This window comes from Paenibacillus rhizolycopersici (assembly GCF_014947195.2).
GTDB classification, from domain to species: Bacteria; Bacillota; Bacilli; order Paenibacillales; family Paenibacillaceae; genus Fontibacillus; species Fontibacillus rhizolycopersici.
The window spans coordinates 76,174-99,067 of record NZ_JADCNN020000008.1 but is presented as its reverse complement, the minus strand read 5'-3'; the positions used below and the strand labels follow the sequence as shown (position 1 = coordinate 99,067).

Sequence of the window (22,894 nt, the reverse complement as noted above, 5' to 3'; positions counted from 1 at the left end):
GCAATGGCACGTACATTAATTATTATCCGGTTGGAGCTCGACCATAAGCAGGCCAGCTTCGGCGATGTCGCCGCTGCGGTGAGCGGTGCAGGAGGCGATATTACGTCGATCGATGTCATCTCCTCGGCCAAAGGGTCTTCGGTGCGCGACATTACCGTCGATACCGGAGATCGTGAGGAAACGGATTTCGTTAAGGCGCTGCGCAAGCTGCATGGCGTCCGGCTGATCAACGTCTCCGATCGCACGTTCCTCATGCATCTCGGCGGAAAAATCACGATTGAGCCAACGATGCCCATTCGTAACCGTGACGATCTGTCGCAGGTGTACACGCCAGGGGTCGCCAAAGTCTGCACGGCGATCCACGAGAGCCAGAATAAGGCGTTCTCGCTGACGATCAAGCGCAACACCGTGGCGGTCATCACGGACGGCACTGCCGTGCTGGGGCTCGGCGATATCGGCCCGTATGCGGCTGCGCCGGTGATGGAGGGCAAGGCGATGCTGTTCAAGCAGCTCGCCGGGGTTGATGCGTTCCCGCTCTGCCTCGATACGAGCGATACGGAGGAGATCATTCGTACCATTAAAGCGGTTAGCCCGATTTTTGGCGGAATTAATCTGGAGGATATCAGCTCACCGCGGTGCTTCGAAATTGAGCAGCGGCTCGCGGAAGAGCTGGACATCCCGGTCTTCCATGACGATCAGCACGGAACGGCGGTTGTCGTGATCGCGGGGTTGATCAACGCGCTAAAGGTCATCGGTAGGTCGATATCCGAAGTTCGGGTCGTGGTGAGCGGTGTCGGCGCAGCGGGTGTCTCCATATGCAAAATGCTGCTCGCCGCCGGCGTGACGAAGCTCGCCCCGGTGGACAAGGAGGGGGCGATTGTCCGAGGCGGAACGTACCGCTACCCGATGTGGCAATGGCTGGCCGAGCAGCCGCAGGTGGAAAGTCAGCCCGGCTCGCTGCAAGACATCTTGCCCGGTGCCGATGTGTTCATCGGCGTTTCGGCAGGCGGCCTGCTGAACGGTGAACACCTCCGGTCCATGAACGAGCAGCCCATCGTGTTTGCGCTCGCCAACCCGCAGCCCGAGGTGGATCCCGAGGTAGGGTTGGCGCATGCAGCTGTATTCGCGACCGGACGGAGTGATTACCCGAACCAGATCAACAACGTGCTCGTGTTCCCCGGCGTGTTCCGAGGCGCTCTGGATTGCCGGGCGCGTGTGGTCAACGAAGCGATGAAGCTGGCCGCTGCGGAAGCCATCGCCTCCGCCGTCACGGATGAAGAGCGGAATGAGCAGTATATTATCCCGAGTATTTTTAACGATCAGGTCGTTCCGCTTGTGCGTAAAGCGGTCATTGACGCGGCCATTGCCACCGGCGTGGCCCGGAGGGTTCCGCCGGATTTCCGATAACGATAGTTCGTTAGAGGCACCCTCTCCTTCTTCTTCCCCTTTATGCCCTTCTGCCTTTCGCAGTAGGGCTTTTTTAGTACTCGCAAATAGATGGATCAAAATTTGATTGCATGATTTCAAATTTAATATATATTAATTTTAGACAAAAACCGAGACATCATTGTACATTTCCAGGGAATGAAAGGGGAGTATTAATGAACAAAAAGCTTTACATCAAAGTCATGACCAGCGCCGCCTTGCTCAGTGCAATCGCGTTGCCAACCCAAGCAGCAACCGATTTGACGGACATCAATGGTTCTTATGCGAAGGATGCCATCCAAGAACTGGTCAACGCAGGAATCCTAAATGGAAAAGGGGATGGAAAATTCGATCCCTCAGGGAAGATCGAGCGACAGGATTTCGCGATCATTCTTGCTAAAGCCCTGGGTTTGGAGTTGGATCAAGTCCCGGCATCTACGACATTTACGGATGTTCCTACAAGTCACTATGCATTTAATTATGTCGAAGCGGCTGCGAAAGCTGGCTTAATCACCGGTTATGGTAATGGTGTATTTGGGACTGGGAATAGTCTGTCGCGGCAGGATATGGCAGTCATTTTCGTGCGTGCCCTCGGTGTTGATGCCACCGGCAAGGGTGCCGACCTGGAGTTCTCCGATGCTGGCCAGATTGCTGATTATGCCAAGGACGCGGTTGCCGCAGCGGTAGAACTCGGTTTAATTGCAGGCGCTGGGAATGGTCAGTTTAACCCAACCGGAACGGCGGAAAGACAAGCCGTTGCCTTGGTCGCCAGCAACTTCCTGAAGAAATCGGAAGAAATCAAGAAGCAAAACGAAGGCGGCAATCCAGCTTCCCCGGGCGATACGCCCGCTCCAACCCAGCCGGACAAGCCGACGATACCAACGATACCAACGACACCATCGACACCTAGTTCTGGAGGAAGCAGCGGCGGAGGAAGCAGTTCTCCTCAGCCTGATACGACTGCACCGACGGTGACACTCGTGTCTTCTTCGCCCGTTACGATCGGTGATACTGTGGTTGCCCGAAGCAGTGAGTCAGGTACGCTCTATCTCATTTCTGCGAACTACACGCCGCGGACGAAGTCAGAGTTGGATTCTCTCAGCTCCGGTCGGGGTGTCGCTGCCGCTTCGGCCAATATCAACACAAATATTCCGACAACCGGACTGGCTACAGGCGATTATCGGATTTTTGCGGTTGATGCTGCAGGGAATGTATCCGCTCCCTCCTCTGGAATTGAACTTATTGAAGCTTCCTCCCCCTTAACCCTGTCGCTGAAATCGGGAGCGAAGCTTTGGCTGAACAGCGGAGCTACCCTTTTGGATAGTACATCTGACTCTTCTAGCCCAAACACTCGGAATATGAACAATTTGATTGAAATTACGAATGGATCAACCCCTTTGCAGATTGGTAACTATTTAGGCTCAAATTGCTTCACCGTTGTGGATTCAAATAACAATCCGGTAGCAAACCTTGTTATCGATTCATCAAGCGACTTGCTTCAATGGAGCGAAGATCCGAACAATTTAGGCCCCATCGTCATACCCGTAGCGGCCGCGGATGAGCATAGTGTCGCCTCCCTTGATTTCACGCTCTGGGATAATCACGGAGGTAACTTAGGCAGTGTACAGGTTCCCATTATATTCGACAAAATCAAGCCAACCGTAACCGCTGCCACCTATACAGATGGATCGATCACCTTGACTTTCAGTGAAGACATGCCTATCGAGATTAATGCGCCGAGCATCACGCTGGATTATTCTGCAATCGGGGACTTCACCGATAGCGAGCCCTTCCCTTCTGAAGCCGCTTATACCGTAACCGTGTTGAATAGCAAGCAATTCCGGATTAACCTCACGCCTTCCGCCATTGCTAAGCTGACTTCCGTCGGAAAGTTCCGCATCCTTGCATTGGCACCAAACGATTATGCCGGCAATCCAATCGATCTAAACGGGGGCATCCAAATCCCATCTATTTAAGCCTCCCCCCGAGAACGGCCCCCGGCCGTTCTTTTTTTCTGCGCCGATAGGTTCTCGCCGACGAATGAAACCAAAATATGATATAACAATATTAATGCGTTTATTCGAAAATGACCCTTCAGGAAGTGAACCAGTGAGCATAGAGAAAAAACCGGCAAAACTCGTGCAACGGGTGTTGCTGTCCGTGGCGCACGCGATCATCCGGAGCCGTTCCCGGATCAAAATCGAGCGAAATGACACGGTGGGTCTGAAGCCGCCTTATCTGATTTTGGCGAACCATGTCACCAACTGGGACCCGCTGTACATCAACTGCTACGTGGATGAGCCCATCAGCTTTGTGGCCGGAGCGTCCCTGTTCCGCAACCCGATGCTCGCCAAGCTGCTGAATTATACCGGGGCGATCCCCAAAACCAAATATAAAAACGACACGCGAACGATCCGCGGCATGCTGAAGGCCAAGCAGCACGGACGGGTTATCGGCTTGTTCCCGGAAGGCAATCGGAACTGGGATGGGACGACGGAACCGTTGATTTTCTCCACTGCCAAGCTGGTAAAGCTGTTGGATCTTCCGGTGGTCGTCGCGACCATTTCCGGCGGGCATCTCTCGTTCCCTCGTTGGGCGGAAAGCCACCGCAGGGGACCCATTCGCTTATCCCTCGTGAAAAAATGGGAAGCCGGCACGTTCACGAACCACACGCCGGAGCAGATTCATGAGATGCTGACCGAGGCGTTGGCTCATGACGATGCGGAATGGCAGTCTCATACCGGAGCCGCTTATTACGGCAAAGCTCCGGCACATTATCTGGAGCGCCTGCTGTTTATCTGCCCGCACTGCGAGGCCCCAGGCCACCTCCGCTCCGAACAAGATCTGTTCGGCTGTACGGATTGCGGCTACACCGTGCGTTACACGCACCAGGGCAAGTTAGCCCCGTTCACCCACTCTTTACGTTTTTCAACTACTCGGGACTGGAACCGCTGGCAACTGAAACGCCTGGAGCAAGCGATACAAGAACCGGGACATCTGGCAATCTGGGAGCAGGTCATGCGCGATCCCGTACATCTGTATGTTTCGGAAGGGGAGCTGCCCTTTCAATCGCTGGGAACGGGACAACTGCAATGGAGCGCAGATCAGGAAGCTGCCCTTTCCTTTCAGGGAGAGAGAGGGCAGACCTATTCCTTTCCGTTTGCCGAGTTGGAGGGCTTGAATGTGCAGCTTCACCACAAATTCGAATTTTACTTGGGGGACAAGCTGTACCGATTCTTGTTTTACCAACCGAGAACTTCAGCCTATAAATGGCTCAAATTTATTACCGCGCTGGTTCAGCGTACACCACGGCTCAACTAGGAGGTTCCCCATTGGATCATTCATGGTCTTTCGTGATCGACTTTACGCTTCTCTCTTTGCTGATGGTCGTGTCAGCCATCCTCAAGGCCCGTATTCCGCTGCTGCGCAAAATTATCGTGCCGACTTCTATGGTCGCCGGTATCCTCGGTCTGATCGTCGGCCCGGAGCTGCTCGACTGGCTCCGATTTGATATCGACCGCCTGGGTCAGCTCGTCTACCACTTAATGGCGATCGGCTTCATTGCGCTCTCCCTCAAAGAGCGGGAGGTGTCCAACAGTCCGGCGGTCATGAAATCCGGCATGTTAATCGTATCAACGTACCTCATTCAAGGATTGGTGGGGTTCGGGCTCTTCCTGCTGCTGACGGAATTCTTCTATCCCGGCATGTTCCCAGGCATCGGCCTGCTGCTTCCTCTGGGCTACGGGCAAGGTCCGGGACAAGCCTATTCGATCGGCAGCCGCTGGGAGGCGCTCGGACTCGAAGGCGGCGGAAACCTTGGCCTGACGATTGCCGGGTTCGGCTTTATTTGGGCGGTCATTCCGGGGATCATCCTGATGAATTACTTGATCCGCCATCCCAAATACAAGCAGAATGCCTTCCATTCCCGCAAAGAACGAACCGAGGTTACGGAAAAGTCGGAGGAAGGCGAAATTCCGCTCAGCGACGCGATTGACAAGCTGACGTACCAAATCGCGCTCATCGGCTTCATTTATCTCGTCACCTACTTGACGATACGCGGGCTCGAAGCGGTGTTGACGCCTCTTGGAACGTACGGCGAGACGCTGGCCCAACTGCTGATCGGCTTCCACTTCCTGATCGGCAGCCTGTATGCGATGTTGTTCCGGTGGATCCTGAATCGCTGGAAGCGGGCGGGCTTCCAATTGGAGCATTCGCCCAACAACTACCTGTTGCAGCGGATCTCCGGGTTCTCTTTCGATTACATGATCGCCGCTTCGATCGCCGCGATCTCGATTTACTCGCTGAAGCAATACCTGACGCCGGTGCTCATCCTGACGACCGTAGGCGGGTTAATCACCGTGTGGTTTATGGTGTGGTTAGTGCCGCGTGTACTGCCGGAGGATAAGCTGCCGAATATCCTCGGTTTCTACGGGATGCTGACCGGAACGATCTCCACGGGCCTCGCGCTTGTCAAAGCCGTCGATCCGAAATTCCAGTCGAATACGACCGATAATTTGGTTATGGGCAGCGCAACCGCGATTATGTTTGGGTTCCCGCTGCTGCTGATTTTGAACATCCCGATCGTCGGGTACCTGCAACAGCAGCCGGTGATGTACTTATACACCTTCGCCGCACTGTTCTTGTATTTCGCCGTCCTGTTAGGCATACTGCTTTATCGATCCCGAAAAACATCGGCTTAAGCCAAGCTCACAAATGAATAATCCCCGCCCTCTTTACCATAGAGAGCGGGGATTTTTGATGTCGTGTTATTTCACCGGTTTGGAGATATTGGCTTTACGGAACCCTTGGTAGCTGTCGAGCGCCGCAGCTAACAGATAGGCGAACAACGCCAACCACATGACCCATTCGGAATTGAAGCCGGACACGCCTAAGGATTGCGGACCGAAGATCTCCTCCATTTTCGTAACAAAACCAGGGGCAAGCAGTTCGGCATTGCGAATCATCACCCCGAACACAACAGCGGAGAGGACATGATTCGCCACGTTGAAGAACGCGATGGGTACGGTCCATTGGGAGACAACCCATTTATAGATCGCCAAGGCGACATCGAGAACTAGAATGAGTACGATAAACGGCCAATAGGATAGCAGCACTTCCTGATTAAAGACTGGCGTTGTCATTTCAAACCGGCCGTTCTCATACACGCCTATCAGCCTATCCGCATTAAAATACACGCACCCCCAGATCGCCGTCCACATGAGGTTGAAGAAAACCTCGCTTTTCTTGATCACTTTCTCCTTAGGGACATAGCGGGCATCCTTCAAATCATTCGGCGTCCAAGCCTTGAATTTGCCGTTCAGCGGCAATTCCTTGCCGGTTCCCGTACGTTCTAGAATGACAAACACCAGGGTAATCCAAAATACGGTCTGTACACCTATGCCAAGCACCGTCTGTATGGCCTTGCTGAGCAAGCTCGCCGCGGCATCCACCGGAGCCACTTCACCTGAATACGTGATGATTTGGTTCGCAATCAACGAAAGGAGGGCAATAACGACCGCAATCGGGATAACCATTTTCATCACTTGAACATAGGAATCAAAATATCGCGGCCCGATCAGATACGCCGGCTGATCCCGGTACTGTGCGGCCAGCGCTGCCGGATCTCCTAATTGGCTTAACGCCTCCTTCACTTCGGCTTCGCCGTAATCCTCCGGCAGCATATCCTCGATCGTGGAGCGCAGCTCCAGCGCGATATCTCCCCGGCTCTGTTCCGGCAACCGGCGAGTAACTTCGTAAATGTAAAGCTCAATCAGTTCCGACGGACTCATCATCCTTCTCCCCCTTTAACAATGTGTACAGTTCTTGGGAGGTCTTCTCCCATTCCTGCTTCAACTGCTCGAAAATCTCCAAACCAAATGCGCTCAGCACATAATAGCGGCGCGGTCGGCTCTCTGACGTGTCCCAACTGCTGGTCACCAGCTCCTGCTTCTCCAACCGGCGCAGCAGCGGGTAAAGTGTGCTTTGATCAATGACGATCCCTGACTGCTCCAACCGCTGAACCAACGAATACCCATATTGCGGCGTCCGTAATTGGCTTAGCACGGCCAAGGTCAACGTTCCGCGACGGAGCTCCGTGATCAATGAATTCAGTAAGGCGTTCATCCTTTCACCTCATTGTCTGATCCTATTTGTCGTATACTGTGTGTCATACAATATGTTTTATACTATGCATCATACACTATTATTTATTCGCCAGCAATAGGCAACAAACAATATTAACAATAAAATCCCCACCTCCTTCCGAGGCAGGGATTCCAGAATGTTCAAGAGATACAGACTTCAAGCAGGTATTATTCGTTCAAAAAGGTAGTTACGCGGTTCTGAATCAGCTTGGCGGCTTCCTCTGCGGATTTCTGCCCGCTAAAGTAAGCTAACGACTCCTCGCCTACGATAGCGATCACTTTCCCGTCAAGCTGCGAGAATTGGTCGACCGTATCGAGCATCTGCCCGAACCGGACGAATTCTTCATCCCCCGCCTGCACGGTTGTTCCGTCAGGCAGCTTGTAGCTGCCGTCCGCGACTTGCTTCTGGATCTCGTCCAGCTTCTCTTCGTTCACCGATTTCAGCAGCGCAAATCCACTGTGCTCCGGCAACTTTTGTACCTCCTCCGATAAGAGGAAGCTAATCAACTTCCACGCTTCGTCCGGAACCGCTGTGTTCGCGCGGATGCCAAACTGGGAGGAGGGTACGATCCGCATCGTGCCCGATTGTTCCGGTTGATGCGGCTTCTGCATCAGCATCGGATGCTCGAAGTACATATGCGGCACCTTAATCACGTCAGCCGGCTCGAATAACACGGCGGAATAAAACAATTGCTTCCCGGGGCCGGCCGATTCGGCGGTCATCACGCCATCGTCGTACATTTGCTTGACTTGGTGCAGCAGGGCCACGAATTCCGGGGAATCGAATTTGGCTTGCTTGGCTGTCGTATCCACATAGGTCTCATAGTTATCTACCGTCATTTCTTGCATCAGCATATCCGGCGGATACTCCGCCATCGCAACCACTTTGTCTTTCCCCTGCGTCAGCGTCTTCGCTTTCTCCGCAAAATCCTGCCAAGTCCACGTTTTTTCCGCAATGCCGGCGTCTTTCAATACTTGGCCGTCAGCGATAAATGCCCGCAGCGAGTATCCGCCTGGGATGGCGTACAACCCGCCGTTCACCCTGGTGGCCTCCAAGATATTCGCTTGAAGATTCTCCTTCTGAATCGACGTATCCTCGCGAAGCAGGGAATCCATGTCCTGTAGTTGACCTTTGGCGACATAATCACCGATCGGCAGGCTGTTCATCTCAATGACGTCCGGCCCCTGCCCCGAGAGCAGCGCCGTATTGATCGATTTCTTGTACTCCTCCATCTCTCCGGGTTTCCACTGTTCCCCAGCCTGTTTGTAGGCTTGGACGGTTAAATCAATATCCGGGTATTTCGCTTCGAACTTTCGCTCCAACGCCTCGTAAAACGGGGTTGCCTCCTGAACCGATAAGATAAGGGCGGCTTTCCCTCCTTCCGAAGCCGTCTTCCCCCCGGCGCTCTCCGTCCCGGAGCCGCAAGCGGTTAATGCGATCATTATCATGATTGCCAATCCTATTGTCATTCCCATCCGTTTCTGCATGGGTCAAGCCTCCCTAGATCAAATTTATTGCAAACGAACCCGGTTCCCATCCTGCAGCGGTTCACTGCTTTCCAGAATAATTAGGTCCCCCTCATACAGGCGGTCCGCCGGAATCATCGTTTCTTCTTCATTCCCTGCGCTTGCTTCAATCGTCACCTTACGAGCGATAAACTCGTTACCCAAGGCCCCGCGCTGCTCCTCCACCTTGAAAATAAACCGCGTATCGCCGTCGCGATGAATCGCTTCGTTCGGAAGGAGCCAACCTTGGTCCGCGGAAGTCTGATCCAGCTTGATCGAGACCTGCTCACCCCCTTTCAGTACGGGATCGGCCACCTGGACGCGCAGCCGTTTCAGCGGAACCGCCGCCGTCGTTCCGGCAGGATCCTCCGCTGATCCGGCGATACGTGATCCTGCGTCAGCGATTTCCTCAACCGTTCCATTTAGCGTACGAGCGGGTTGATCGCCTGAGGCGGCAACCGCGATCTCAAGCGTCTGCCCGGTCGCAACCTGCAGGCGGCCGATCAGCTCGGCATCGCCGGTCATCTCCAAGCGGTAGCCCGCGATGTCGCTCGATACGACCACGTCCGGTTGTCCGGCCGAAGCCAAACCCTCTACCGCATTCACTTTTGCAACGACTCCATCAAACGGGGCGACGAGCTCGCGCTGGCGGTCGAGTTGCTCCTTTAGGCCCTCGATTTTTCGCTCCTGCATGGAGAGATCCAGCTTGCGCGTTTCCATCTCGCGTTTCGCTTCCCGAAGACCGGTCTCGTCACCGCCAACCGTGGCCTCAATGAACTGGTCCTGGATCGTCTGCAGCGCAATCCGCTGCTTCTTGAGTTGATCCGACTCGTCTTCCATCTCCCGCTCAGCAGCGGCGCTGTCGTAGAGTACCAGCGGTTGACCTTTCTTCACACGGGCGCTTTCCTTCACAAGCACCTTCCGAACCTTCCAGCCCGCTGGATTGGGAAGCTCCGCTTGCTTGGCCGGCTGCAATACGCCGCTGGCTTCCAGCTTGTAGGTAAGTCCGCCGAGCTGGGCTTGGCCCGTCCGGACCTTCGGTAGCGTCACCGATTGTAGCGTGTTGCTGAACAAGGTGAAAAACAGCAGTCCTCCCATCAGAGCCATAAAGGCGATTAAAATCATCTTTTTCCTATTGCGATCGGTTTGTTCTTTCGTAAGCTCCATGACGTAAGCTTCTCCTCCTTACCCCTTGATCCCGGACAGCTGCACGCCTTCGATGAAATACGTCTCTGCATAAAGGAACAGCAGCACCATCGGCGACATATACAACATCGAAGCAGCAAAAGCTGTCCCCCACTCGCCGCTTAATCTCGACAAGAAAACCGATAAAGGCTGCTGGAGCGGATCCAAGAAAACTAACGGCTGCTCGACCATATTCCAATAATCCACGAACAGCAAAATCACCAGCGCGGCGAGACCCGGCTTGACCATCGGAAGGATGAGCGTCAGAAAGATCCGCGGATGACCGGCGCCGTCCATCTTGGCGGCTTCGATATAGGCGTACGGGATATGCAGCATGAACTGGCGCAGCATAAAAACCCCAAATGCGGCGAAAATCCCCGGCAAAATCACCGCTCCCGAATGGTGCAGCAGCCCCAGCTTATCGGCCATGAGATAGTTGGGGACCAGCGTGACCTGAAAGGGCATCAACATCGACAGCAAATACACCAGAAACACCGCGTCGCGACCGCGAAACCGCAGTTTCGAAAGCGCGTAAGCCGCCATCGCGGCCACCGCCGTTTGTCCGGCGATGATCGGCAGCACCAGGCCCACGGAATGCCAAAACATCAGCAAATAGTTGGGGGTATGTACCAACAGTTGACCGTATTGCTCCAATGTGACCTGGTCCGGCACCCATTTCAAATTGACGAAGGTTTCGGCCCCGGTTGAGGTCGCCTCCGTCAATTTCCCGATATTGCCGTAATCGATGACCAGCTCCTGTTCGCTCATCAGCGAGTTGGTGAACGTAATGATGATCGGGAACAGCAGCATCGCAGCGACTACACTCATCCCCCCGGTTAACAACACCTTACGTATCGTTTGGAACGCCTGCACGTCCTGCACCTCCTAAATATGCTCGTTTTTGTCGGCTTTGCAGGACCGAGACGCTTCGTCCTGATAAGCCGACCTTCTATTCCATGAATTGTCGGTATCGGCGTTCTAGCCCGAACAAGCCCAGGACGATCGCCAGAATGGCGGCAACCATTAACACCGCCGCAGCCGTCAGCTTCTGAATGTCCATCGAAACAAACATATTGTTCATGTAATGCTGCAGCATGTAGATGCTGTCGTGCGGATAATCGCCTGCAAGCAAATACGTCTCCCGGAATACCTTAAACGAGTTGATAATGGACATGATGACCACGAAGAACGTGGTGGTCGTCAAATAAACGAGCGTGATGCCGAAGAATCGGCGGACCGGCCCTGCGCCTTCGACCTGTGCCGTTTCGTAGTAGTCCTTCGGAATTTGCTGCAGGCCGGCCAGAAACAAAATCACGTTATAGCCGATGTTCTTCCACAAGTACACCACGATGACGACATACCGAGCGGCCCCGGTCTTCATCCAGTCCACGCGCTCCATCCCGAAGCGGCTGAGGGCATAATTCAGCACGCCGTTCCAGTCAAAGATCATCTGCCAGATGAGGATGACCGACGCTACCGGCACAACCAGCGGGAGCACGTACGAAGTGCGCAGCCACTTCCGCAGGTAGATCTGCCGATTTAACAACAGTGCGAGAATCAAGGACAGCACCAGCATCAAGGGGACGCCAAGCGCGCTGAAATAAAGCGTGTTGGCCGCTGCCTCCCGGAACGAATCGCTGGCCAGAAGCTCGCGGTAATTCGCCAATCCGGCGAAGCCTCCGCCGGGGATGCCGCTCTGGAAGGAATACAAGAGACTCATCCCAAACGGGATCAGATAGAAGATCCCGAACCCGGCCACGCTCGGCGCCAGGAACAACCCGGCTGCGGCGGCATCCCCGCGTCGCCACCTCGCGAATCCCGAGGAGGCTTGGCTTTTTGGCGCACGCAAAAAACCCCACTTTTTCATTTCCCAATCCTCCTGCCGTTCTTGCTCTTAAGCATAAGGCGGACTGTTAAAATCAAAAGTGGGGTAAACCTAAACTTTTTCTTAAGTCAGCTTTTCATGACGAAGCGTTTTTTCGTGAGATCCAAGCTTCGGCAAACGCACCTCGAACTCCGTGCGGATCAGATCGCTTTGCACCGAGATCGTGCCTTCATGCTGCTCCACGATATTCTTGGCGATGAACAGGCCAAGCCCGGTGCTGCCTTCCTGGTGCGTGCGCGCCCGATCGCCGGTGAAGAACATGTCAAACACGTGAGGCAGCTCGTCCGGCGGAATGGAATCCCCATAGTTGGTGACGCGCACGACAACCTCTCCCCCGTCCAGCGCCACGCGGACGTCGAGGTATTCACCGTCTTTGCCGTAACGAACGGCATTGGACAGCAGGTTCTCGAAGACGCGGGCGAGCAGATCGCCGTCGCCGGAGATCATCAGCTGCGGCTCCGTCTCCAGACGGGCGGTCAGCTGATTTTTTTCAAATACCGGGTACATCTCTTCGGTCAATTGAGTCAGCAGCTCGCTCAAGTCCAGCGGCCGGCGGTGGATACTCAGCTTGCCGTAATTCATCCGTGTGATTTCGAACAGCTCGTCGATCAGCTTCTCCAGCCGTTGCGATTTGGTGTAAGCAATCGTCGTGTAATGCTTCATCTGCTCGGCGGTTAAATCCTTGCCCTGCAAGATGAAGTCCAGATATCCGATGACGGAGGTTAGCGGGGTTCGAAGATCATGGGCTAAGTTCAGCACCAATTGTTCCTTACTGTTCTCGGCAAAATCCCCCCGTTCCACCGCTTGCTGCAGCTTCTCACTGGCCAGGTTGATGTCCCGTGCAATCTCTCCGAACTCGTCGCCGGAAGGAACATGGACCCGATTCGTGAAATCTCCTCCCGCCAGTTGGTTGATGCCCCGGGAAATCTCCCGAAAGTAAGCGACGTAACGCCGGGTAAGCAGATAGAAGTATAAGAACGAGAGCGGGATGAAAATAATCAAAAATACGTTGATGTCGCCGATCTCACGCATGATCCGACGGACATCATACAGCGGGTCCTCGCGAAGCAGCGTGTGGTAGTACCCCCGCAGCGCCAGGTAAATCAGAAAGGTCGTCCCGGCGGAGAGCAGCATGCTCAGCCCGAACAACCGGATCATTTGAAAACGGAAGCTGCGAAACTTCGGTTTATCCATGTGGTTATCCATTGAACGTATACCCTACTCCCCAGACGGTTTTGATCAACTTGTTCTTGTGCTGATCCTCGCCCAGCTTCTTGCGCAGAGTCCGGATATGCACCATGACCGTATTCCCGCCTTCATAATAAGCCTCGCCCCAGACCTTCTCAAAAATATGCTCCGAACTGAACACCTTCTTCGGATGGCTGGCGAGCAGCACCAAAATATCGAACTCCTTTGGCGTAAGCTCCACCGGTTCGCCGTACAGGAACACCGTTCGCTGCTCGGGGTGGATCACGAGCCCACCGGCCTCCAGCACCGGCTCGTCCACCTGAGCGGCGACCGAGGGATTCAGCTGAATAAAACGCCGCAGTTGGGCGTTCACCCGGGCCACCAGCTCCATCGGATTAAACGGCTTAGTCATGTAATCGTCCGCCCCGCGAACCAGGCCGGTGATTTTATCAAGGTCGGTTGCTTTGGCGCTGAGGAAAATAATCGGGAGATGATGCTGTTCGCGGATTTGCCGGGTCACTTCGTACCCGTCAATCTTCGGCATCATAATATCCAAGATGGCCAGATCCACGGACTGTGTCCGGATGACATCCAGCGCCTCCTGTCCGTCGGCCGCTTTGATGCAGCGGTATCCTTCCCGGGCCAGGTGCAGTTCAATCAAGTCGGCGATTTCCGCCTCGTCGTCTGCAATCAATACCGTGATGGGTTTCATCGATCCATCGCTCCTTTTCATGGACAGCATAACCGATGACGCTTCACGATTTCAAATGTTCGTTTAAGACGTTCTCATCCAGAACATCATAGCTGCCATATACCTTGCAGATATGTTGCTCTCCCCAAGCGCAGAGCGCATCCAGAATCCCGCGTAAGCTCTCTCCATATTCGCTTAGCTCATATTCCACCCGGGGCGGGACCTCCTGGTAGATCATCCGGCGAATAACCCCGTCTGCCTCCAGCTCGCGCAGCTGCTGGGTTAACATTTTCTGCGTAATGTCGGGCATCAGTCGTTTCAATTCACTGGTCCGTTTCCGTCCGTGCGTCAGGTGGCACAGGATTACACACTTCCACTTCCCGCCGATCACCTCCAGCGTCGCTTCTACGGAAATATTGTATTTCTTCTCTTTCATCGTCTTTGCTCCTTTTCATAGGCACAAAAATGTGCCTACCCTACTTTTTGGTACCTATATCACTTCAAAGTGCGTACTTCTCAAAATAAACCCTATCTCCCATAATAGCATTTGTCGCTCGCTTCTGCAGAAATCTCGCAGACGCCAGCCGCTCTAAATCAACATCATCACTGGGAGGTTAAAGACAGGTTTATGGATAAAAAACGAAGTACCCTCGCGCTGCTTGCCTTGGCGATTAGCGCCTTTGCGATCGGGACTACCGAATTTATTAGCGTGGGGCTGCTACCCTTGATCGCCGAGGATCTGCACATCTCCACAACCACGGCAGGGTTGACCGTTTCCTTATATGCCTTGGGCGTCACTTTCGGGGCGCCGGTTCTCACATCACTAACGGCACGGTTGTCACGCAAAACGCTGCTGCTAGGGATCATGGTCGTGTTCATGATCGGCAATGCCCTGGCAGCTGCAGCGACCGGCATCGGCATGTTACTCGTTGCCCGGGTCGTCTCCGCCTTCTCGCACGGCGTGTTCATGTCGATCGGATCTACGATCGCCGCCGATCTGGTACCCGAGCACCGCCGAGCCAGTGCGATCTCGATCATGTTCACCGGCTTGACCGTCGCGACAGTCACCGGGGTGCCGCTGGGCACCTTTATTGGACAACAACTCGGCTGGCGCGCCGCGTTTATCGTCATTGTCACCGTGGGGCTGGTTGGCTTCATCGCCAATAGTCTGCTGATACCATCCGGCTTGCGGAAAGGGGGACAAACCGCGTTCCGCGATCAAGTCAAGCTGGTGACGAACGGCCGATTGTTGCTGTTGTTCTCCATTACGGCTTTGGGTTATGGCGGCACCTTTGTCGTCTACACCTACCTGTCGCCGATTCTGCTGGAGATTACCGGATTTAAGGAAAGCGCCGTTGCGGTCATTTTACTCGGTTACGGTGTCGCCATCGCCATCGGTAACATGGTTGGCGGCAAGCTGTCGAATCGCCAGCCGGTCCGAGCCTTGTTCTATATGTTTATGATCCAGGCGCTCATCCTGCTCGCCTTACTGTTTACGGCACCGTTTAAGGCCGCTGGCTTGGTCACCATTTTCCTCATGGGACTGCTCGCCTTTATGAACGTACCGGGGTTGCAGGTGTATGTCGTCATGTTAGCGGAGCGGTTCGTCCCGTCCGCCGTCGATGTTGCCTCTGCGATCAACATCGCGGCTTTCAACGCCGGAATTGCCCTTGGGTCTTACCTGGGCGGGGTCATCGCCGATTCGATCGGCCTCATCCACACCTCGTGGATCGGCGCGCTAATGGTCGCGGCTGCCGTGCTTCTCACCGGCTGGAGCCGCGTTCTGGAACAGAAAGATCGGCAAGAAACGCACGCTCATCCTAAACTTCAACAGGAGGTTCAACTATTATGATCACCCACTTACAAGATACCACTACGCTGCACAATGGAGTGAAGATGCCTAGGATGGGTCTTGGCGTATTCCAGGTCGAGGAGGGACCCGAACTCGTAAACGCGGTCAAATCCGCCATCGCCCACGGTTATCGCAGCATCGATACGGCAGCGATCTACGGGAATGAAACGGGGGTTGGACAAGGTATTCGCGAAGGCTTGCGGCAAACCGGTATCCCGCGTGAAGCCTTGTTTGTCACCTCGAAGGTATGGAATGCCGACCTCGGATACGAAGAGACGCTGGCCGCTTATGAAACGAGCCTGCGTAAGCTTGGTTTGGATTATCTCGATCTGTACCTGATCCACTGGCCTGTGGCTGGTAAATACAAAGAAGCCTGGCGGGCGCTGGAGACGCTCTACCAAGCCGGTAAGGTCAAGGCGATCGGCGTCAGCAACTTCCAGGCTCATCATCTGAAGGACTTAATGGCGGACGCAGAGACGATACCGATGATCAACCAGGTCGAATACCATCCGCGTCTGACGCAGCAAGAAGTGCAAGCCTTTTGCCGCGAGCACGGCATTCAAATGGAGGCCTGGTCCCCGCTGATGCAAGGGCAATTGCTGGACCATCCTTTACTGGTTGAGCTTGCCCGCCATTATGGGAAATCGGTGGCGCAAATCATCCTCCGTTGGGATTTGCAGAACGGTGTGGTCACCATTCCGAAATCGACCAAGCCGCACCGCATTGCCGAGAACGCGAGCGTATTCGATTTTGAGTTGACGGCCGAGGATATGGCGCGGATCAGCGCCTTGAACCAGAACCTTCGGATCGGGCCGGACCCCGACCATTTCGATTTCTAAGCATACCAAAAAGAGCAGATGCCGGGGATCCTTAAGATCCTTCGGGTCTGCTCTTTTTCAGCTGTAGGGGCCGATTTTGATGCGGTGATGTTCCGTCTCGTACGTGAGGTCCTTGTATACGCCATCTTCTTTGACCGAAAATTCAGCGACCGCATAAATTTCATACGTGCCGATCCGATCGATTCGAGTTTCGAAAAACTCGTTGATATCCGTTTCGCCCCCCATGCTGCGAGCTACCGCACGGTCCACCTCGGTGATCGTGTTCACCCGGTTCCCCGCACTGTCTACAATCAGGTAATGAAACACCCGTGGCTTGCTCTGCAGTTCAAACCGTTGTTTTGACAGATTGTGCAGGCTAGCGATCAGCGTAAACTTCGCGTCTAAACCAGCGCGTTTCGGAACCGATAGCTCTACAGTGAAGGGGCCGTCCGCATGCTCGGAGGTCGCCTTGGTTTCAGCCGGTCTTAGTCGGGTCAGCGCCTGGTCGACCGGATCAAACGTGCTGCATCCGGCAAGCAAGAGCAGTCCTAATGCCGCCGCTAATCCTAAGACGGATTTCTTCATAAACGATCACCTCAAACTAAAAAACATGTCTCGCCGGTTTGGTTGTAGACGGCGTAAAGAAAGGGTACCTCAAAGGCACCCCGGGAATCAAGGGCCTTCGGCCCTGCTAGGAACGATTCGCTTCCCACCAGCTTAGGTACGGATAGGCGTTGAGGGCTTTCCACGGCGACGTCTGGTAGATACCAAAATGCAGATGCGGCAGGAATAGACCGGATGTCCCCTCCGGGCCGTAGCCCGTGCTGCCAACGTAACCGATCAACTGACCTTTCGTTAATTTGCTGCCTGTTCCAATCCCCTTCGCATAACGCGACAGATGCGCATAATAAAATGCGGTAGAACCGTCGACCCGCACGGTCAACCGCCAGCCGCCAAGCTCGCTCCAGCCGTAGTTCATGACTTCTCCGGCCATCGCGCTGTAGACGGGGGTCCCTTCATCAGCGAAAATGTCGATCCCCTCGTGCGTGCGCTGAGCAGTACCATCTTCAGCCCATGCCCGTCCATCGCCATAACTGTTCGTCATCGGGTTATACGTCCCCTTGGCGAGCGGGAAGAAGCCATTTTCGAACCGGTCTGGCTTGGATACGGTATTGGATAATTTCGCTTCCGCCGGGAGATTGATTTGCAATCCGGCCCAGATATTATTGGGATTCGATAATTGCGGGTTTGCTGAAATCAGCGAATTCAACGAAACCTTAAATTTTAAGCTGATCAACCAAAGTGTTTCTCCATTTTGCACTGTATAAGCCGTTGGTCCAGGGACCTGCAGCACTTGACCCGGATAAATCCAATCGTTGGTTAACTGATTCATCGATTTTAACTGTGTTGTGCTGATTTGGTAGGCTGTTGCGATTTTCCACAGGGAGTCCCCTGATTTCACCGTGTAAGGCGCTGCGCTGGATATGCTGCTAAATAACAAGGTGCCGGCGATTGCCCCAGCGATGCCCAGTGTCCACTTCTTGTTACTCATGATGTCAACCCCTAGCAGATGTAATAGTTGGACTCCTTCCATCGTACAGGAAATGAGGAGGACAGATAAGCGGTGGATTTTGGAAGTGGCTCAAGAGTAAAAGGGGATTGCATAAAAAGCCGAGGAATGTGCAAGTTACGAAAAACAAGAAAAAAATGGAGGGTTTGATCCCTTGGAATACGACTGGATTTGGAAATCAGCCATCGCCCGGTGGACCCCAAATTGCAGTAAATTTTGAGCGATTTATGAACCAAGGATAGACGGCCTCCCCTGAACCATACTAATACCAGCTTTATCCAAACAATAAATAATGGAGGCTTGGTTGCGATGGCGCAAAGAAGGATGAACCTGCTCATGTTCAGCGGGGATTACGATAAGGCGATGGCCGGACTGATTCTGGCGAATAGCGCGCGGGATATCGGCGTAGAGGTGACGATGTTTTTTGCCTTCTGGGGCCTGTTTCTCGTGCGCGATCCGGAGAAAATGACGCTGGAGGACAAGACGCTGTACGAAAAGCTGATGACCTGGATGACCCCCAAAGGGCCGGAGGAGCTGCCCCTCTCCAAAATGAATTACAGCGGGCTGGGCAAATGGATGCTGAACGAGATGATCGAAGACCAGGAAGCCCCCCGGCTGATCCATTTCTTGAAAGGAGCCCGTAAGAAGAACATCAAGTTCTACGGCTGCAAGCTGTCGGTCGACATCATGGGCTTCAAGCCGGAGGAGTTCCTCCCAGAGCTGGAGATCATCGATGCGCAAACGTACCTGCGCGATGCACTGGAATCGGACATACAGCTGTTTATTTGAATGCGAGGCTGTCTTCTGCGAGCCGCCCGTCCCCTTTGTGGACGTTTTCCGAACTCTCTCCCTTTCCCCTAACGCCCCTAGGCGAATGCACATACCCTAAAGCGTGATTATTTACAATTACCTATAGGGGGAGACTCGGCTTGCTGGAGACAGAGGAATTGGAATTCGAGGTTTACCGGGAAAATACGATCGGCTACCGGCATCCATTTGTGACGCCGTACGGGATCCAAACGCTGCGGTATGCCGATTGGGCAGCCAGCGGCCGTCTGTATCGGCCAATTGAAACGAAGCTGGCCCAGGAGTTTGGTCCGTTTGCAGGCAATCCCCACACCGCTGCCAGCTTTACCGGCACCGCCATGACCACCGCTTATGAAGAAGCCAAGCGGATCGTCAAACACCAAGTCCACGCCGGTCCAAACGACATCCTGCTGTTCGAGGGGACGGGGATGACGGGAGCAGTAAACAAGCTGCAGCGCCTGCTTGGGTTGAAGGCCCCTGCCCCGTGGCGTGAACCATTCCGGAGCGGGAAGGCTGAGCGGGAACGGCCGGTTATTTTTGTCACACACATGGAGCACCACTCCAACCACATCTCATGGACGGAAACGATTGGCGAAGTCGTATGCCTCCCGCCAGGGGCGGACGGACGCGTCGACCCCAGCCGGCTAGACTTCCTGCTGAGCCGCTATCGGGACCGACCCGTCAAGATAGGCGCATTCACCGCCTGTTCCAACGTGACCGGCTTTGTTACGCCGGTTCACGAGCTCGCCCGGGTAATGCATCAGCATGGCGGCATCTGCGTGGTGGACTACTCCGCCAGCGCGCCCTATACGCCGATCGACATGCACCCGCCGGGAGCGCCGGGGGAACGGCTCGACGCCATCCTCTTCTCCCCGCATAAATTCCTGGGCGGCCCCGGCACGGGCGGGGTGCTGGTGATGGATGCGGGGCTGTGCGCAGAGGCGTCGCCGGACCGCCCGGGAGGCGGTACCGTGTCCTGGACCAGCCCGTGGGGCGAAGTCCAGTATCTGTCCGACGCCGAAACGCGGGAGGATGGCGGGACGCCGGGGGTGATGCAGGCGATCCGTACGGCATTAAGTCTGCGACTCAAGGAGCAGATGGGCATCGGCCGCCTGCTGCGCCGGGAGCGGGAGCTGACGAATCGGCTGCTGACGGAGCTTGAAGCCGTCCCGGGCCTGAACGTCTTAGGCGGCAGCAGCCGTGAGCGTCTTGGCATTGTCTCTTTCACCTTGGAGCCGATCCATTATAACCTGGCCGTCAAGCTGCTGAACGACCGCTTCGGCATCCAGGCGCGCGGCGGCTGCTCCTGCGCGGGAACGTATGGCCATTATCTGCTTGGACTCGATCAGACCGTCTCGCAGCGCATCGCCCGGCGAATCGCCGGCGGCGATTTCACGGTAAAACCTGGCTGGGTGCGAATCTCCTTGCATCCGATGATGACGACGGGCGAAGTCGCCTATATTGGATATGCGCTTGGTCAGGTAGCCGCCCAAGGTCGAAATTGGGCCAGGGACTATACTTATGATCCACGAACCAACGAGTGGTACCATCGACGTGGAGAACCCCGGATCGACCTGGACAAATGGTTTCGCTTGCCGGAGCCTCACGCCTTGCGGGTCGGAGGCTAACGAGACGGCTTGGCCGGGAGGACTGCCGCTTCCGATTCGGCGCCAACGCCAGAACCAGAACCAGCCGGGCTCTCCTACCGCTTGGCTGCCTGTCTGGCGCTGCGCGAGCCGCTCCGGTTCGCGAGGTACACCCCGCCGAGGATAAACACCAGTCCGGCCAGCAAACGCCAGCTTACCGGTTCGTTCAGCAACGTGAACCCCCAAATAATCGCACTGGCCGGAACGAGATACGTGACGGTAGTGGCGAATTGCGGGGTTCCTTTTTGCACCATAAAGTAGAACAGAATATAGGCTACCCCCGAACCAAACACGCCCAACCCGATCACCGCGCCAAGCGTGGGAAGGGAAGCCAGCGGCGCCAGCGAGTCCCGCTCGAGGGTCAGCGCCATGAGCCCGCTGCCCGCCATCGCGCTAATCAACGTGCCGAAGGTGACCTGATACATCGACAGTCCGCCGGACAGTCGCTTCGACAGATGCGTGCCGACGGCATAACATAACGTTGCCGCCAGCATGCAGCTGAACCCAAGCAGATCCACCGAGGCGAGTGCGGTTGGGCTGACACCAACAAGCACGAGCAAGCCGAGGAAGGCGATGCCCATCCCCGCCCACTGCATGCGGGTCGTGGCGACGCGAAAGAACACGACGCCTACCACCAGCGTCCAAAGCGGGGTTGTTGCGTTCAGCACCGACGCTAGGCTGCTCGTCAGCCGCGTCTCGCTGAATCCGATCAACGCCCATGGAATCGCCGTATTGACCAGCGCCATAATGATCATGGCCACCCAGGGTATCGCGCGGAACCCAAACGGCTTGCGCAGGACGAGCATCACACCCGTAATTGTTGCGAGCCCGAAGGTAGAACGCAGGAACGCGACGGTCCAGGGACCAAAGTCGGGCAGCAGGACTTTGATGAAGAAAAAGGAGCCTCCCCAAATCAAACTAAGTAGAATTAATGCAAAATACAGCGATCGTGCCACTCTTATCCCTTCTTTCTTTGAACGTCCGGGCATATGAATAAAGTCACCCTGAACTCTAGTGATCCTGATTGTATCACGGGGATGCTTCGAGCCTCATCGAAACATGCATGCATCATTACGAGGAGGTACGGATGAAAATCGTAGAAGCCCGTAAGGCCGCGGCCCGGTGGGTCGGCCAAAATGTCAGCCGGGAAGCCGATTTCCTGGGAGCTTACTTCAGCGGTTCAACGGTTGGACTTCCGGAGGAAGCGGATCTGCCGGTGAGTTCCGACGTCGATCTCATCATCGTCACCGATTTAGAGGAACCTCCGGCCAAACCGGGGAAATTCCATGTCGATCAGGTGCTGCTTGAGGTCACCTATCTGTCCTGGAACCAGCTGTCCTCGGCCGAAACCGTGTTATCGGATTACCATCTGGCCGGAAGCTTCCGGACGGATACGATCATCGCCGACCCGACAGGTCGGCTTCGCCAACTGCAGGCCGAAGTGGCTTCTCGCTTCACCGAGAAGCCTTGGGTCCTGCGGCGCTGCAAGCATGCGCTTGACCGAATCGAACGCGGACTTCGCAGTATCGATCCCGATGCGCCACGGCAAGATCAGATCTTGGGATGGTTGTTCCCGACCGGGATCACGACCCACGTCCTGCTGACCGCCGCCCTTCGCAATCCGACGGTGCGGCTTCGTTACCTAGCTGCCCGAGAGGTGCTTGAGGCGTATGGGCACAGCGAGGTATATGCCAAGCTGCTTCAGCTCCTCGGGTGCGAGGAACTCACCGCTGCGCAGACGCTGTCACATCTGGAAGCGTTGGCCCTCACATTCGACATGGCTGCGGCGAGGGCCGTAACGCCGTTCCCCTTCCGCAGCGACATTACTCCCGGCGCGCGTCCGGTCGCCATCGACGGCAGCCGCGAACTGATCCAGAACGGGCGCCATCAGGAGGCGGTGTTCTGGATCACCGCCACATTTGCGCGCTGCCATAAGATTCTAGCGGCTGACGCCCCGGAGCTCGGGGAGCAGCTCGCCCCGGATTTCCTTGCCTTGCTGTCCGATCTTGGCGTCTCATCGATGGCGGCATTGCTTCGCCGGGCGGACGAGGTACATCGCTATCTGCCCCGTCTGATGAGGATCGCGCAAGCCATCATGGATGCCAACCCGGACATCACTCAACCCGGCTCGCCTTGACCCGCCGGCTTCGCCTCATCGGCAAAAGCCCCCAATCACAA

The 22,894-nt window shown here is 55.3% G+C and carries 21 protein-coding genes; 9 read left to right on the top strand and 12 right to left on the bottom strand.

Features of this window, described 5'->3' with window-relative positions:
- The first annotated feature begins 3 nt into the window (after positions 1-3).
- The 4 genes from IM700_RS10980 to IM700_RS10965 all read left to right on the top strand — a co-directional run bounded on the left by IM700_RS10980 (position 4) and on the right by IM700_RS10965 (position 6,125).
- Entirely contained in the window at positions 4-1,407 is a 1,404-nt protein-coding gene (locus tag IM700_RS10980) for an NAD-dependent malic enzyme (protein WP_193416963.1), read from the top strand.
- Positions 1,408-1,601: 194 nt separating this feature from the next.
- Positions 1,602-3,401 carry an S-layer homology domain-containing protein gene (locus IM700_RS10975; protein ID WP_193416962.1) on the top strand — a complete coding sequence of 600 codons (1,800 nt, stop codon included), beginning with the start codon at positions 1,602-1,604 and terminating at the stop codon, positions 3,399-3,401.
- Positions 3,402-3,534: 133 nt separating this feature from the next.
- Positions 3,535-4,746, top strand: a complete 1,212-nt coding sequence (locus IM700_RS10970) for a 1-acyl-sn-glycerol-3-phosphate acyltransferase (RefSeq protein ID WP_193416961.1) — start codon at positions 3,535-3,537, stop codon at positions 4,744-4,746.
- An 11-nt stretch (positions 4,747-4,757) separates the two neighbouring features.
- Positions 4,758-6,125, top strand: a complete 1,368-nt coding sequence (locus tag IM700_RS10965) for a sodium/glutamate symporter family protein (RefSeq protein ID WP_193416960.1) — start codon at positions 4,758-4,760, stop codon at positions 6,123-6,125.
- 66 nt (positions 6,126-6,191) lie between these two features.
- On the opposite strand, the gene IM700_RS10960 is transcribed toward IM700_RS10965, so the two are convergent.
- The 9 genes from IM700_RS10960 to IM700_RS10920 form a co-directional block, all read right to left on the bottom strand.
- The gene (locus IM700_RS10960; protein ID WP_193416959.1) at positions 6,192-7,214 is read right to left on the bottom strand and encodes an HAAS signaling domain-containing protein; all 1,023 of its coding nucleotides are present in this window, start codon (positions 7,212-7,214) and stop codon (positions 6,192-6,194) included.
- Positions 7,192-7,548 (bottom strand): PadR family transcriptional regulator, encoded by a 357-nt coding sequence (locus IM700_RS10955; protein WP_155604759.1) that lies wholly within the window; start codon positions 7,546-7,548, stop codon positions 7,192-7,194. The genes IM700_RS10960 and IM700_RS10955 overlap by 23 nt, the downstream gene beginning before the upstream one ends.
- A gap of 188 nt (positions 7,549-7,736) precedes the next feature.
- Positions 7,737-9,056: an ABC transporter substrate-binding protein gene (locus tag IM700_RS10950; RefSeq protein WP_193416958.1), complete on the bottom strand. Its 1,320-nt coding sequence runs from the start codon at positions 9,054-9,056 to the stop codon at positions 7,737-7,739.
- 24 nt (positions 9,057-9,080) lie between these two features.
- The gene (locus IM700_RS10945; RefSeq protein ID WP_193416957.1) at positions 9,081-10,241 is read right to left on the bottom strand and encodes an efflux RND transporter periplasmic adaptor subunit; all 1,161 of its coding nucleotides are present in this window, start codon (positions 10,239-10,241) and stop codon (positions 9,081-9,083) included.
- An 18-nt stretch (positions 10,242-10,259) separates the two neighbouring features.
- Positions 10,260-11,087, bottom strand: a complete 828-nt coding sequence (locus IM700_RS10940; protein WP_193417140.1) for a carbohydrate ABC transporter permease — start codon at positions 11,085-11,087, stop codon at positions 10,260-10,262.
- A gap of 121 nt (positions 11,088-11,208) precedes the next feature.
- On the bottom strand, positions 11,209-12,126 hold the full coding sequence (locus tag IM700_RS10935) for a carbohydrate ABC transporter permease (RefSeq protein ID WP_193416956.1): 918 nt from the start codon (positions 12,124-12,126) through the stop codon (positions 11,209-11,211).
- 81 nt (positions 12,127-12,207) lie between these two features.
- Positions 12,208-13,338 (bottom strand): sensor histidine kinase, encoded by a 1,131-nt coding sequence (locus tag IM700_RS10930; RefSeq protein ID WP_193417139.1) that lies wholly within the window; start codon positions 13,336-13,338, stop codon positions 12,208-12,210.
- Between the two features lie 4 nt (positions 13,339-13,342).
- On the bottom strand, positions 13,343-14,044 hold the full coding sequence (locus tag IM700_RS10925) for a response regulator transcription factor (RefSeq protein ID WP_193416955.1): 702 nt from the start codon (positions 14,042-14,044) through the stop codon (positions 13,343-13,345).
- A gap of 43 nt (positions 14,045-14,087) precedes the next feature.
- A complete protein-coding gene (locus tag IM700_RS10920) occupies positions 14,088-14,459 on the bottom strand; it encodes a winged helix-turn-helix transcriptional regulator (protein WP_155604753.1) in 372 nt (123 codons plus the stop codon).
- A 192-nt stretch (positions 14,460-14,651) separates the two neighbouring features.
- On the opposite strand from IM700_RS10920, the gene IM700_RS10915 reads away from it, so the two are divergent.
- Positions 14,652-15,875, top strand: coding sequence for an MFS transporter (locus IM700_RS10915; protein ID WP_193416954.1), 1,224 nt, complete (start codon positions 14,652-14,654; stop codon positions 15,873-15,875).
- A complete protein-coding gene (locus IM700_RS10910; RefSeq protein WP_193416953.1) occupies positions 15,872-16,714 on the top strand; it encodes an aldo/keto reductase in 843 nt (280 codons plus the stop codon). The genes IM700_RS10915 and IM700_RS10910 overlap by 4 nt, the downstream gene beginning before the upstream one ends.
- Before the next feature lie 57 nt (positions 16,715-16,771).
- Here the strand turns inward: IM700_RS10910 and IM700_RS10905 are convergent, their stop codons facing one another.
- A complete protein-coding gene (locus IM700_RS10905) occupies positions 16,772-17,278 on the bottom strand; it encodes a hypothetical protein (RefSeq protein WP_193416952.1) in 507 nt (168 codons plus the stop codon).
- A 106-nt stretch (positions 17,279-17,384) separates the two neighbouring features.
- On the bottom strand, positions 17,385-18,245 hold the full coding sequence (locus tag IM700_RS10900) for a M23 family metallopeptidase (protein ID WP_193416951.1): 861 nt from the start codon (positions 18,243-18,245) through the stop codon (positions 17,385-17,387).
- Positions 18,246-18,572: 327 nt separating this feature from the next.
- On the opposite strand from IM700_RS10900, the gene IM700_RS10895 reads away from it, so the two are divergent.
- Entirely contained in the window at positions 18,573-19,052 is a 480-nt protein-coding gene (locus IM700_RS10895; protein ID WP_193416950.1) for a DsrE/DsrF/DrsH-like family protein, read from the top strand.
- Between the two features lie 140 nt (positions 19,053-19,192).
- Entirely contained in the window at positions 19,193-20,698 is a 1,506-nt protein-coding gene (locus IM700_RS10890; RefSeq protein WP_193416949.1) for an aminotransferase class V-fold PLP-dependent enzyme, read from the top strand.
- A 74-nt stretch (positions 20,699-20,772) separates the two neighbouring features.
- On the opposite strand, the gene IM700_RS10885 is transcribed toward IM700_RS10890, so the two are convergent.
- Positions 20,773-21,672 carry an EamA family transporter gene (locus IM700_RS10885; RefSeq protein WP_193416948.1) on the bottom strand — a complete coding sequence of 300 codons (900 nt, stop codon included), beginning with the start codon at positions 21,670-21,672 and terminating at the stop codon, positions 20,773-20,775.
- A 131-nt stretch (positions 21,673-21,803) separates the two neighbouring features.
- Between IM700_RS10885 and IM700_RS10880 the strand changes: the two genes are divergently transcribed.
- Positions 21,804-22,853, top strand: a complete 1,050-nt coding sequence (locus tag IM700_RS10880; protein ID WP_193416947.1) for a hypothetical protein — start codon at positions 21,804-21,806, stop codon at positions 22,851-22,853.
- Positions 22,854-22,894: the final 41 nt, after the last annotated feature.